General features: G+C 40.0%; 10 protein-coding genes. 4 read left to right on the forward strand and 6 right to left on the reverse strand.

The genetic code is table 11. From position 1 onward, the window contains the following. Positions 1-80: 80 nt before the first annotated feature. Positions 81-935, reverse strand: coding sequence for a deoxyribonuclease IV (nfo, locus tag C9J42_RS13650; protein WP_199187070.1), 855 nt, complete (start codon positions 933-935; stop codon positions 81-83). 316 nt (positions 936-1,251) lie between these two features. On the opposite strand from nfo, the gene grcA reads away from it, so the two are divergent. Then, complete coding sequence (gene grcA, locus C9J42_RS13655) at positions 1,252-1,629, forward strand: autonomous glycyl radical cofactor GrcA (protein WP_107302080.1); 378 nt, start codon at positions 1,252-1,254, stop codon at positions 1,627-1,629. Between the two features lie 138 nt (positions 1,630-1,767). On the opposite strand, the gene thrC is transcribed toward grcA, so the two are convergent. The 3 genes from thrC to thrA are packed head-to-tail and all read right to left on the reverse strand — an operon-like array spanning position 1,768 to position 6,474. Then, positions 1,768-3,054, reverse strand: coding sequence for a threonine synthase (gene thrC / locus C9J42_RS13660; protein ID WP_107302081.1), 1,287 nt, complete (start codon positions 3,052-3,054; stop codon positions 1,768-1,770). Positions 3,055-3,056: 2 nt separating this feature from the next. Beyond that, positions 3,057-4,013 carry a homoserine kinase gene (thrB, locus tag C9J42_RS13665; RefSeq protein ID WP_107302082.1) on the reverse strand — a complete coding sequence of 319 codons (957 nt, stop codon included), beginning with the start codon at positions 4,011-4,013 and terminating at the stop codon, positions 3,057-3,059. A 1-nt stretch (position 4,014) separates the two neighbouring features. Further along, positions 4,015-6,474 carry a bifunctional aspartate kinase/homoserine dehydrogenase I gene (gene thrA, locus C9J42_RS13670; protein ID WP_107302083.1) on the reverse strand — a complete coding sequence of 820 codons (2,460 nt, stop codon included), beginning with the start codon at positions 6,472-6,474 and terminating at the stop codon, positions 4,015-4,017. Positions 6,475-6,898: 424 nt separating this feature from the next. On the opposite strand from thrA, the gene aceK reads away from it, so the two are divergent. Together aceK and C9J42_RS13680 are read left to right on the forward strand one after the other, a co-directional pair. Beyond that, a complete protein-coding gene (aceK, locus tag C9J42_RS13675; RefSeq protein WP_107207240.1) occupies positions 6,899-8,617 on the forward strand; it encodes a bifunctional isocitrate dehydrogenase kinase/phosphatase in 1,719 nt (572 codons plus the stop codon). 171 nt (positions 8,618-8,788) lie between these two features. Beyond that, positions 8,789-9,256 carry a hypothetical protein gene (locus tag C9J42_RS13680; protein ID WP_107260534.1) on the forward strand — a complete coding sequence of 156 codons (468 nt, stop codon included), beginning with the start codon at positions 8,789-8,791 and terminating at the stop codon, positions 9,254-9,256. Positions 9,257-9,270: 14 nt separating this feature from the next. Here C9J42_RS13680 and C9J42_RS13685 read toward each other — a convergent pair whose 3' ends face one another. After that, a complete protein-coding gene (locus C9J42_RS13685; RefSeq protein ID WP_107207324.1) occupies positions 9,271-9,768 on the reverse strand; it encodes a putative 4-hydroxy-4-methyl-2-oxoglutarate aldolase in 498 nt (165 codons plus the stop codon). Positions 9,769-10,481: 713 nt separating this feature from the next. Between C9J42_RS13685 and arcA the strand changes: the two genes are divergently transcribed. After that, positions 10,482-11,201 carry a two-component system response regulator ArcA gene (arcA, locus tag C9J42_RS13690; protein ID WP_107208579.1) on the forward strand — a complete coding sequence of 240 codons (720 nt, stop codon included), beginning with the start codon at positions 10,482-10,484 and terminating at the stop codon, positions 11,199-11,201. Between the two features lie 71 nt (positions 11,202-11,272). Here arcA and arcB read toward each other — a convergent pair whose 3' ends face one another. After that, positions 11,273-13,642: an aerobic respiration two-component sensor histidine kinase ArcB gene (gene arcB, locus C9J42_RS13695; RefSeq protein WP_107290874.1), complete on the reverse strand. Its 2,370-nt coding sequence runs from the start codon at positions 13,640-13,642 to the stop codon at positions 11,273-11,275. Positions 13,643-13,724 lie beyond the last annotated feature (82 nt).

The raw sequence follows: 13,724 nt of genomic DNA on the forward strand, positions 1-13,724 counted from the left end.
ATAAATAGAATTTACTCAGTAAGAATATCAAAATCAGATCACAAGCGAGATAAATAATCGACGCCTTCATTTATAGCCACTTATTTTTGAGCGGCAAAATCTCGCAATGTCGCAATTTCTTGATGCCAAATATCAGGATTAATCGTTTCTAAAATAAGAGGCATATGATTAAAACGATCATCTTGCATGATATAACGAAAACAATCCCAACCGATCGCTCCTTCACCTAGACTATGGTGGCGATCTAAATGACTCCCTAAATCACCTTTGGAATCATTTAAGTGCATCCCTCGGAGATATTGCATTCCAACAACGTCATCAAATTCAGCAAAAGTTCGATCAGTTGCAGTTTCAGTGCGTAAATCATATCCCGCCGCAAAGGTATGACAGGTATCAATACAGACACCTACCCGCGTTTTATCTTCAACTTGATCAATAATTTCTGCCAAATGTTCAAACCGCCAACCTAAATTTGAACCTTGTCCCGCGGTATTTTCGATCACTGCAACCACATCACTGACTTCTTTATGCGCAAGATTTATGGACTCAGCAATCAATTTTAAACACTCTTTTTCAGAAATTTTTTTTAAATGACTCCCCGGATGGAAGTTCAAAAGGTGCAATCCAAGCTGTTTACAACGCGACATTTCATCAATAAAAGCAGCACGCGATTTTTCCAACTTTTCAGCCTCTGGTGCACCTAAATTAATCAAATAAGAGTCATGTGGCAAAATAGCATTGGCATTAAATTCTAATTGAGAACAACGCGCTTTAAATGCCGCTATCACATCGGCCTCTAACGGCTTAGCCACCCACTGACGCTGGTTTTTAGTAAACAGGGCAAAAGCATTCGCACCAATTTTGTCAGCATTTACTGGCGCATTAAATACACCACCAGCAGCAGAAACATGAGCACCAATCAGTTTCATAACAATTTTCACCTTATTCATATTATTTGGCATTTCAAGCCAAAGAGAAACATTTAACAAACATTATAATCACAATTACACTTCAATAATGTTGTAAAAATACAACATTATTAAACTAAACTATTTTTTATCGCTTAAAATTTGTTGTTGATTAACCCTTAAAATGGCGTTAGATTGACTTAGCTCAATAAAACAGCCCTACTTTATTTAAGGTTTTTTGTTGTAATTTGATCTAGATCAATACACAAGTAGCCGTGCTGAGTTATAGCATTAAAGACTCAGCAAAAAGATTAAATTAACACCACTTTCTCGGAGATAAGTTATGATTACTGGTATTCAAATTACTAAAGCTGCAAACGACGATCTACTAAACACTATTTGGATCCTAGACAGCGAAACAAACCAAGCTCGTTGTGTATGTGCACTATCTGGTTTTGAAGCTGACCAAGTTATTGCTCAATCAGATCTAGGTGACATCGAATACCGTGAGCTAGCTATCGAAGCACCAGCAAAAATCGAAGGCGGTCAGCACCTAAACGTAAACGTTCTTAAGCGTGAAACATTAGAAGATGCTGCTAAGCACCCAGAAAAATACCCACAGCTAACAATCCGTGTTTCTGGTTACGCTGTACGTTTCAACTCACTAACTCGTGAACAGCAACAAGACGTTATCGCACGTACTTTCACTAGCAGCCTATAATTTCCTGCTAGCTTGCCTTATTAAGTACGTAACAATAAAAAAACGGCACGATCAATGTGCCGTTTTTTATTATCTGTAATAACAGAGTAATAAAAAAAGGAGCCTCGGCTCCTTTTTAGCGCTAAATACTATTCGTTATTACTGTACTGAACGTAATACCGCCTTCACGGCTTCAAAATCATTATCACGTTCTAAAGATAATAATTCCATCGCATTATGCTTCGCTAAAGGTGCAGGTAATGGAATATCTTTATCTAAGATCTCATCCACCACTTCTTTAAATTTCGCTGGATGCGCAGTACAAAGGAACAAACCTGTTTCGCCATCATTTAATTGCTCGTTAAGAATACGATAAGCAATCGCGCCATGAGGCTCACATAAATAGCCTTCTTCATTCATTTGCTTTAAGGTTTCAGCTGTTTGCTCATCCGTAACAGCACCATAACCTAATTCATTTAACCCCCAACCTTTTAGCTGACAAAGCTCTTCAATACGTGGCCAGTTATTCGGTTGGCTAACATCCATCGCATTTGAAATAGTTGGAACAGTGACTTTTGGAGACCACTCACCCGTTTGTAAATAACGTGGAACAGTGTCATTTTCATTCGTTGCCGCAATAAAGCGTTTAACAGGTAAACCTAACGATTTAGCTAATAAGCCTGCCGTTAAATTACCAAAATTACCACTTGGTACTGAAATAACTAATTGCTCACGTTCCGCTTTAGGCAGTTGAGCAACAGCTTCAAAGTAGTAACAGATCTGCGCCATTAATCGGCTAATATTGATGGAATTAGCAGAGTTTAAACCCACTTCTTTGCGCAACTCAGCGTCATCAAATGCTTGTTTCACTAATGCTTGGCAATCATCAAATGTGCCATTTACCGCAACTGTTGTAATGTTCTTACCTAAAGTACAGAACATCTTTTCTTGTAATGGGCTAATCTTGCCCTTCGGGTACAAAATCACAACCTTGATGTTATCCATGCCATAAAAAGCATGCGCAACAGCGGCACCTGTATCGCCTGATGTCGCGGTTAAAATCGTGATATCACTTTCACTATCAGCCGTTACTGCTGCGAGTGATTGCGCCATAAAACGACCACCAAAATCTTTGAATGCTAATGTTGGGCCATGGAACAACTCTAGCGCATACACGCCGTCTTTTACTTTATTGATAGGTGCTGGGAACTGAAATGCACTATCAACCATTTGGCTAACAGTTTCTTCACTTAGCTCATCACCGATAAACGCGGAAAGAATCTTGCTACTACGTGTGACAAAATCCATCTCTAGCAATGCATCAATATCGCTAAATTGAGGGAGTTCTGATGGAAAGAATAGACCTTGGTTACGTCCTAATCCTTGACGTACAGCCTGACCAAATGAAACCTGCTCTTGATGTTCTTTTTGATTATACAATTTCATTGTTATAGCTCACTTCCTGTTACTTTTGCGCCCAAGCTGTCTAATCGACAAACATGAACAAATCCTTCATCATTTTGAACATAATGTTCTTCGAGCCAACGTGCAAGTCGTTTAGCGACCTCTAAATCGGTGCAAACACTAAACATGGTTGGTCCAGAGCCTGAAATACCACTCGCAATCGCCCCTGCATCTAACGCATGCTGACGTGCTTGCGCAAAGCCAGGTAACAGCTTTTCACGGTAAGGTTCAGCCACGACATCTTTGATCATCTTCGCAGCTAACAGCGGTTGGTTTGAGTGACAGGCATGAATAAAACCACCTAAATGACGACCATGAGTGATCACATCTTGGCGACGATATTGTGCCGGTAAAATTGCACGCGCTTCAGCCGTTGGAACTTTAATCCCAGGGTAAGCCATCACCCAATACCAATCATCAAAACAAGGGACTTTCTGGCTTATGATCCCAAGCTCTTCCACCATGAACTGCAGTCCACCAAGAAAGCACGGTGCGACGTTATCATAGTGAAGACTCCCTGAGATCTCGCCTTCCATCTCACCCATGAGCGCTAATAGCTCTGTTTCATTAAGCGGTTGATCATGGAAACGGTTAAGTGCATCTAATGCGGCAACAATCGAACAAGCACTTGAACCTAAGCCAGATCCAATCGGCATGTTTTTTTCTAATGTCACATCAACTGGGAGTAACGTGACCCCTTTTTTATCCAGCTCTCGTGCAAATACTTGCCAGCAACGATAGACAATATTCTCTTCTGTCTGCTGCGGCAGTTTATCAACAAAGGCACCAACGCATTGCAAACTAAAAGGTGTTTGACCCGCAGCCACTTTTACTCGATCGCCCAATAAGGTGCCATCAATTGGCGATACTGCCGCGCCTAAAACATCAAAACCAACACTCACATTACCAATCGATGCCGGAGCATAAACAACAACACTCATCTTATACCCCTCGCTTCCAGCCTAATGTACGCATTAAATCGGCAAAGACACCCGCTGCAGTTACTTCCGTACCCGCACCGTAACCACGTAATACCAGTGGGATCGGTTGGTAGTAACGGCTGTAGAAAGCTAAGGCATTCTCACCATCTTTAATTTTAAACATTGGATCATCAGGGTTCACCGCAACAATTTTCACCGAGCAATGGCCGTTATCGATTTCACCAACATAACGCAGTACTTTGTCCTCTTTTGCCGCTTCTTGAGCTAATTGAGTAAAATATGCATCCGCTTGTGATAAACGCGCCATGAAGTCATCTACAGAGCCTGAAGCATCAAAACCTGGTGGTAGTGCTTGTTCAACATCCACGTCTGAAAGCTCTAGCTCCAAACCAGACTCACGGGCAAGGATCAACAGCTTACGTGCCACATCCATACCTGATAAATCATCACGAGGATCGGGCTCAGTAAAGCCATTATTACGTGCAACGGTTGTTGCTTCGCTAAAGCTCATGCCTTCATCCAATTTACCGAAGATATATGACATTGAGCCAGATAAAATGCCAGAGAAGCGCTGTAGTTCATCACCTGCGGCTAATAGGTTCTGCAAGTTTTCAATAACAGGTAAACCTGCACCCACCGTAGTGTCATACATAAACTTACGACGGCTTAAACGTGCCGCTTGGCGTAATTGTTGGTAATAAGCCATGCTAGCCGTGTTTGCTTTCTTATTCGGTGTAATAACATGGAAGCCAGCAGCAAGGTAATCAGTATATTGCTCCGCAATGGTTTGATCTGACGTACAATCAATGATCACAGGGTTGATAATGTGATTACGCTGAACTAGCTGGATCATACGAGCAAGATTGAGTGGCTCATTCACCGCTCCCATTTGATCACGCCAGTTATCTAGGTCAAAGCCATCACGGCTCAGGAGTAACCCTTTGCTGTTCGCCATTCCGCAGACGCGAATCACGATACCGTCATCGGCAAGTTTACTTTGTTGACGCTGGATCTGATCGATCAACTCACCACCAACACCGCCAACACCAATCACAAAAACATCTAGGAAATGCTGGCTATTAAACAAGTTCTCATGACACGCTTTAACAGCTTCTGGGACTTTATTTTGTGGAATAACCGCTGAAATAGCACGCTCAGATGATCCTTGCGCAATCGCAACAATATTGACATCCACTTCCGCTAAAGAGGTAAAGAAACGCGATGCTACGCCGTGAGATGTACGCATACCATCGCCAACTAAAGTTACGATCGATACGTTATCTGAAAATTCAACAGGCTCAAGCAGACCTTCTTTTAATTCCAGTTCAAAACTTTCGTTTAACGCTTTTTCAGCTTGAACATGATCTGCCGTTTCAATACAGAAACTAATACTGTATTCAGATGATGATTGAGTGATCAATACAATCGATACGCCAGCAGATGACATCGCACCAAATACGCGAGCAGCCATACCGACCATCCCTTTCATACCCGGGCCAGACACGTTCACCATCGTAAGATCTTTTAGAGTTGTGATCCCTTTTATGGCTAATTGATCTTCACCAGTATCTTGACCAATTAGTGTCCCTGGCGCTTGTGGGCTAAAGCTATTTTTAATCAAGCATGGAATTTGAAATTGGGCGATAGGGGCGATAGTTTTAGGGTGAAGAACAGAAGCACCGAAATAAGATAATTCCATCGCTTCTTGATAACTTAAAGATTTCAGTAGGCGTGCATCAGGGACTAAACGAGGATCACAGCTATAGACACCATCAACATCTGTCCAAATTTCACAACAATCCGCACGTAGACATGCAGCAAGCACTGCAGCAGAATAATCAGAACCATTACGACCCAGTGTTACTAGCTCACCTTTGCTGTTACCTGCGGTAAAACCCGGCATAATACAAACATGCCCGGCAGGTAATGGATCACGACGGAAATTCTGCGTTGAAATTTCAATATCGACATGCGCCTCAAGGTAATCACCTTCAGCATAGAGATATTTAACCGGATCGATAAGGCTTGCAGGCTGACCTTTCGCTTCAAGTAAAGCTTTCATCGCTGCAATAGAAAGACGTTCACCTTTACTGATGATCGTCGCATACACATTATCAGGACATAAACCTAATAGTTTAATACCGTGAACATACTCTTTTAGTTGTCCTAGGGAACTCGCCAACTTGACATCTAAAGCGGCTTTATCAAACTGAGGCTCTAAGGCTTTTAAGCCACTAAACAATTCAGTAAATACCTGTTCGAGATCGGCCAACTGTAGCGATGATTCACCGGTTTTCACGGTGTTATCAATCACTGAAACTAATTTATTTGTTACCTTCCCTGGTGCTGATAGCACAACAGAAACGTCACCTTGCTGAGCATTACTCGCAATAATATCTGCTGCTCTTAAAAATCGCTCTGCATCGGCTAATGATGAACCGCCAAATTTAAATACTCGCATTCCCTACTCCCGAGTGACTATCCTGATCTATCTAGTTATCGCATCTAGATATACTCAAATATGTGAATTTAAAATCGTTAAAAAAAAACCCGCAGCTCAATATGAGTTGCGGGCTTATTGTTAATCCTTGCGTATATCAGCCCGCACCAACACCGAAGATGTTAATGGTAATAATAATGCGTGTAATGGCGTGAGAGCTGAATACATTCTTCATTGGTCTACAAATTCTTTTTTGCTAATAGCTTACGTTTACAGCAATCATACATTAGAGTCAATAATATCTTTACAATTGCACAACACAATAGACAGCAAAATGAATCAATTATCAGCCATTTTAATTAACAAAAGCGACTATTCTATTTGCAGTCATGCGGACTACGTTGCATAGTTAGGCGTGAATATATTGCATCGGGAGGAGTACCAAATGAGCGCTGCCATGGAATCATTAATTGCCCATACCATCTTACAAGGCTTTGATGCCATGTACGGCCGCTTTCTCGATGTAACAGCTGAAGCACAAGAACGTTTTGAAAAACAGCATTGGGGACTTGTTCATAATGCTTTAAAGAAGCGCATCAGCTTTTATGATCATCATGTTGAATTAGTCACAAACCAAATTCAAATTATGCTAGGTGAACGTTACGCCAATCATGATTTTTTAATGGCTGTGAAAATGGCCTACCAAGATTTACTCTTAGACTATCCTCGTTACGATATTGCTGAGAGCTTCTTCAATTCGGTATATTGCCGTATATTCAAACACCGAAATATTAATCGCGATAAATTGTTTGTTCATACTTCACAAGAAGATCGTGTTCCCCCTTACCCAACATCACTAACGCGCCACTATCGTGTTAAAACAACACTGAGTGCGATGTTTGAAAGAATACTTGATGACACGCCCTTTACGTTAACTTGGCAAGATAAATCGAGAGATATCCAACTATTACTTAAACACTTACAACGGGATCTGGGTAATAAGTTCGATCAAGATACAACGCTTGAGCTTATTCGTGAGCCTTTTTATCGAAATAAAGCCGCCTATTTAATCGGAAAACTCACATTCTCTAATGGCGATTTCTGTCCCTTTGTCGTTCCGATTTTAAACGACAGTAGTCATGAAATTTATCTTGATGCGTGTATTTGTGACGCTAACGATGTCAGTATTATTTTTGGTTTTGCACGCTCATATTTTATGGTTTATGCCCCTGCGCCAGCTGCATTAGTTCGTTTCCTTTCACAGTTAATTCCCAATAAAACCCTTGCTGAACTTTATACTGCGATTGGCTGCCAAAAACATGGAAAAACAGAGCTTTACCGTGAATTCTTAGCCCATTTGGCGACAACTGATGACAAATTTGTCGTAGCGCCCGGCATAAAAGGCATGGTGATGTCGGTATTTACTCTGCCATCTTATGATTTTGTCTTTAAGATCATTAAAGACAAATTTGCACCTCAAAAAGATATAAGCCACAACACTGTCAAAGAAAAGTATCAGCTAGTAAAAGGACATGATCGTGTTGGTCGAATGGCGGATACCCAGGAGTATCGTAATTTCTGTTTTCCTCGAGAGCGTTTTAGCGAAGCATTAATCCAAGAGCTACAGTCTATCGCTCCCTCTATCATTACGCTAACTGATGATACGATTATGATTGAACATTTATATATGGAGCGACGCATGGTGCCGTTTAACCTCTATATAGAAAAAGCAGACGATGGTGATCTACGCTTTGCTATTAATGAATACGGCAACGCTATAAAGCAGTTAGCCGCAGCCAACATTTTTCCAGGTGATATGCTATTTAAAAACTTTGGTGTGACTCGACATAAGCGTGTAGTGTTTTACGATTATGACGAAATCACCTACATGACAGAGATGAATTTTCGTAAAATTCCACCACCTCGATACCCAGAAGATGAACTGGCGGCAGAGCCTTGGTATAGCGTAGGAATCAATGATGTCTTTCCTGAAGAGTTTCGTACCTTTTTATTAATAAACCCCAAAGTACGCGCATTATTTGACGAGCTACATAGTGATTTGTTTGAAGCGAGCTATTGGCAAAAGCTACAACAGAATATTACGGAGGAAAATTATCCCGATGTGTTCCCTTATCCATCTGAATATCGATTTCATCAGCATTAACAATCAACAAAAAACATCATCACATTGTAATAATTAAAACACTAGTTACATAAAATAAGCGTACTGGCTCATATAATGTAAAACAGGGTGTCTATTTCTTAAATCTGAAATGCATTTTATCTACCAATACCCTAAAGTTAGTAACATAAAATAATAATTAGAGATAATGGTATGACGAGATTATTATTAGGGATGATTGTATTATTAGGGATTCAGCCTGTATTTGCCTCTGAATTCGATGACTTCGAACCCACTTATAATCGCAATAAAGAACAATCATCAGGGTGGTTTCTCTCGTCACAATCACGTCATCAACAAGCATTTGATGTTTGGCAAATTGACAGCGGATACGCTTATACCATTACCAAAAATACTCAACTTTATTTAAGTACCCAATTAACATCAGGTACAGTAACCCAGCGAGGGTCTAGAGGTATTGCATCAGGTGTTAAATATAATCTCACGCCCAAAGTCAGCCTACAAAGTGAAATAAATACGGCAACGACTAAAGAGAATACAAAGTTAGGGATAGAGGTCAGTAGTCAATATGATGTATCAGATCAACTAAACCTTAGAGCGACTGTTGATTATGAAGAACTCGAACAAGTCATTGAGTTTGGATTAGGATTTAGCTTCTAAGTAAAAGTTAGCTATTAGTCACTTAAGACAGATAAATCCAACGCGTGCTTAGACAAGATAATTCCATTTAAATCGGCATAAATATAATCACCAGGGTAAACTAGGTTTTCACTGAGATTTAATGTCACATTGAGCTCTCCCATTTGACGCTTCACTGTCTTAATCGGACATCCCCCTAATGCTTTTACACCTAAATTTAATGTCGCTAATGTTGCTATATCACGAACCGCACCATTAACAATGATCCCTTGCCAATGATTCTTAATCGCCAACAATGCTAATTGATCACCAAGTAACGCTCGTCGACAACTACCATGACCGTCAATAAATAACACTTTACCAGTGCCGTCTTGAGATAATATGTCACGTACTAAGCTATTATCTTCAAAACATCGGAGCGTGACACATTGGCCGTAAAAAATGTTTTTCCCACCATAATCATGACATCCTATTGGCAAAAAATGGATATCTTGTTCATAGTGATCGCATAAATCCGGTAGTAAATCTTTCATCATTCACTCTTCTTAGTATCAGTTAACGTCATCAATACTCATCTTGTCTAACATCAAAAAGTAAATTAACAATGTTACCTACCCCTTAATGGTTAAACGCAGAAATCAACACGACTTGAAACAAGGTAATGTTATAAACAAAATAGCTATGTAGAAGACGTATTAACAACTTTTAGCGTCAATCTAATATCGAATCAGGTTTAGATTCATCACATATAAAACATGCAACATAACGACGTCAATGTTACAATTAAAAACATAACGTAAATAACATGTTGTAGTTAATGTAAGTTATAGCCTGAAAAACACACAATCGGTATGTTTTTCATGAATATTTAACTTGGAAGTAATCAACCCACTATAGCTTCGACGATATTGTTAAAACTAAGAGTGAATAATCTATCTTTGCTCATTCTGTTTGATATAAATCAACAAACATATAAATAGCTATACTAAACAAACGCACAACATTGTTAGAGAGCTGTTAAGTGAATACAATCGCTGCATCAATTAGGGAGAGTGTAGCCAACACCTCAATATATGAGGTATTCCGATAGTTTTAATTATCGGGAAAAGGATGGTGTACCAACATAGGCAGCGATTTCGTAACAAATAAGTATTCTTGTTAATACTTTGCCTATATGTGAATTTTTTTTATAGAATTTAACTTACTCTGTTCATGCAGATTTGTTTTTTGATATTAGGTACTGCCAATGCAAACCCCTCACATTCTTATCGTAGAAGACGAGCACGTAACACGTAACACCCTAAAAAGTATTTTTGAAGCGGAAGGTTACACAGTTTTTGAAGCTAACGATGGCGCAGAAATGCACCAAATGCTTTCTGACAATCCTGTTCACCTAGTGATCATGGATATTAATCTACCAGGTAAAAATGGTCTTCTACTTGCTCGTGAACTTCGTGAGCAAGGCGATATGGCACTAATGTTCTTAACAGGTCGTGACAACGAAGTTGATAAGATCCTAGGTCTTGAAATTGGTGCTGATGATTACATCACTAAACCTTTCAACCCTCGTGAACTTACTATCCGTGCACGTAACTTATTGACTCGTGCTATGAACCAAGGTCTTCCTACTGAAGATAAGAAATTGGTTGAGCGTTACGAGTTCAACGGTTGGTCTCTTGAAATCAACAGTCGCTCACTAGTAAGCCCAAGCGGTGATCAATTCAAGCTTCCACGTTCTGAATTCCGCGCCCTACTTCACTTCTGTGAAAACCCAGGCAAGATCCAAACTCGTGCAGATCTTCTTAAGAAGATGACAGGTCGTGAGCTTAAGCCACATGACCGTACCGTCGATGTAACTATTCGTCGTATCCGTAAACACTTCGAATCTGTTGCTGATACACCAGAGATCATTGCAACAATTCACGGTGAAGGTTACCGTTTCTGTGGTGATCTTGGCGAAGAGTAATTCGTGAAGTTCAGACCATAATAAAAAGGCTCCTAAGGAGCCTTTTTTATTTTAAATGCAATACCATCACTCTATTTCTCGTACTGTTTTAACCATGTTTTCAGCACATCAATATCGTTTTGGTAACCATTTTTAATTTCATCAACCCAGTCATTAATGTTTTCCCACCAAGCAGGAAGTTCAGGAGACTGTGCTTTTTGTGCGACTTGCTGAATGTGTTTTAAACCGATAGAACCTGCTGCACCTTTAATTTTATGCGCTTCAAACTTAATCCCATCTTGATCTTTCGCGACCATATTCGAATCTAAAATCGCAATGTAATCTGGCATCATTTTTTCAAACATTTCGATGCTCGCATAAACAGGTTTAGTCCCTACAATATCAACGTAAGAGGTCAACATCTCCAAGTCGAGCAACTTGTCGATCATTTTATCGCTAGGCCCTGTTCCATCACTGTTAGTATCGGTTAAATCGTTAATTTCATCTTCCTCATAACTACAACTTAGAACGAGGTTTTCAATCACGCTAGTGATAGCTTTCACGCTTAATGGCTTACTAATCGCTTCATCCATCCCTTTTTCAAGGTATTCGCTTTTATCACTGATAACATTAGCCGTTAGAGCAACCAATGCTGGCAAATCCTGGTATTTTTCTCGTAGTTTCTGCGCAATATCAAAGCCTGTCATGTCTGGTAATTGAATATCTAACAAGACCAAATCATAATCTTCTGGTTTAAACATCGCTAAGGCTTCATCACCTCGCATTGCAACAGTGACTTCATGACCTAAACTTTCAAGCAAGGATTTAGCGACCGTGATATTTAACTCAATATCTTCCACCATGAAGATACTTAAACCAGTAAGCTCTGGTTTTACTTCAGTCACGATATCTTCTTCAATAACATCTTCTACTAGCGGAACGCGAATTTTTACCGTAAAGGTACTACCTTCACCCACTTCAGAATGAACAGTGATATCTCCCCCCATTAGCTGAACGAGCTGGCGAGAAACGGCAAGTCCAATCCCTGTTCCTACAGCATGAATATTATCGTCACCTTGTTTCACTTGATAATACATGGCAAAAATATTATCGATTTCAGATTTAGGAATACCAACACCGCTATCTTCAACTTCAAAGATAACATCAGCATCGTGCTCATGAATTTCACTGCTAACCGATAAAATCACGCCACCTTGTTTAGTAAACTTGGTCGCATTACCGATAAGATTCCACAACACTTGACGCAATCGCGTACTGTCGACTTCAATATTTTTTGGCAGTTCAGTTAAGCACTCTAGGTCAAAACGCAATCCTTTCTGCTCAGCCATTAACTGAGAAATATTCCCCATTTCATCAATGAACTCGTTGAAATCCAATGGTTTTGGCATCAACTCTAAACGACGGCGATCGGATTTATCTAAATCAATAATATCATTAAATATATTTCCTAAGGTGATCGCACTAACATGTACGGTACGTAAGTAACCACGCTGCTCATCAGTAAGATCTGTATCGAGTAACATACGACTTAAGCCAACAATACCATTGAGTGGGGTGCGTAATTCATGGCTAATAGTTGAAATAAATGAGGTTTTGTCGCTACTGGCTTTTTCTAACGCATCTTCATATTTTTTACGTTCGGTAATATCACGGCCAAAGCCCATTAGACCAAGACGACGTCCATTGCGGTTATAGAATGGCACTTTACGAAGTTCAAATAGCGCACGTTTACCATTTGGATAAACTAACCACTGCTCATCTGTCATAGCACTATTTTCGTTAAACAACTCTTCGTCTGTTTTAATAATTCTTTTAGCGACTTCTTCAGGGTAAACATCCCAGGGTGTTAACCCCACTAGTTCTTTTTCTGTTTTACCCACTAACTCTGACATTGCACGATTACAACCTGAGAATTGGTTTTTTTCATTACGGTAGTAAATCAAATCAGGCGACGCATCTAAGAAAGACTTTAATAATGCACTTTGCTCTGCCACCGCTACTTGGGCATTTTCTCGCTGATAAACCTCATTTTCGAGATCATGCATCGCTTCTTCACGTGCTTCTTCCGCTTTTTCCCTTTCTTCTATTTCTAAATTTAACTGCGCAATATTGTTTTGAAGCTGTTTATTTAACTCCATGTCTCGCGAGCGCATCTCTTCTAGTTTAGTGACTAACTTCGATAAGCGTTGACGTGAGTCTTCTAACTGATCGACGACAACAGAGAGAAAATAAACAGCCCAAGGCGTTATTAATAAACCAAATGTCACCGATCGCACGATATCAATATCATTCACGGTGCCATGTAGTACTAACGTCACACTAACTTGAACAACAACGGCTAATGCAACCAATGCTAATGCAAGGAGTAGGCTAAAACGAACGATCCCTAATTTAACCAGAAGATCGACATAAAACTGAGCTAACATTTTGACTTGTTTCATCACTGAATACCAAAAGAAGAAAGATGCCGTCAAAGCGACGTGTAAGCTTGTTAATCATAAGCGCTGATATCAATTGCGCCAG

It is taken from the genome of Photobacterium sp. GB-56 (assembly GCF_003026105.1).
Taxonomy (GTDB): Bacteria; Pseudomonadota; Gammaproteobacteria; order Enterobacterales; family Vibrionaceae; genus Photobacterium.

Coding starts and splice junctions, on each gene's coding strand:
- thrA (WP_107302083.1), bottom strand. CDS start 6,474: ATGCGAGTATTTAAATTTGGCGGTTCATCATTAGCCGATGCAGAGCGA.
- C9J42_RS13685 (WP_107207324.1), bottom strand. CDS start 9,768: ATGAAAGATTTACTACCGGATTTATGCGATCACTATGAACAAGATATC.
- thrB (WP_107302082.1), bottom strand. CDS start 4,013: ATGAGTGTTGTTGTTTATGCTCCGGCATCGATTGGTAATGTGAGTGTT.
- arcB (WP_107290874.1), bottom strand. CDS start 13,642: ATGAAACAAGTCAAAATGTTAGCTCAGTTTTATGTCGATCTTCTGGTT.
- C9J42_RS13680 (WP_107260534.1), top strand. CDS start 8,789: ATGACGAGATTATTATTAGGGATGATTGTATTATTAGGGATTCAGCCT.
- arcA (WP_107208579.1), top strand. CDS start 10,482: ATGCAAACCCCTCACATTCTTATCGTAGAAGACGAGCACGTAACACGT.
- aceK (WP_107207240.1), top strand. CDS start 6,899: ATGAGCGCTGCCATGGAATCATTAATTGCCCATACCATCTTACAAGGC.
- thrC (WP_107302081.1), bottom strand. CDS start 3,054: ATGAAATTGTATAATCAAAAAGAACATCAAGAGCAGGTTTCATTTGGT.
- grcA (WP_107302080.1), top strand. CDS start 1,252: ATGATTACTGGTATTCAAATTACTAAAGCTGCAAACGACGATCTACTA.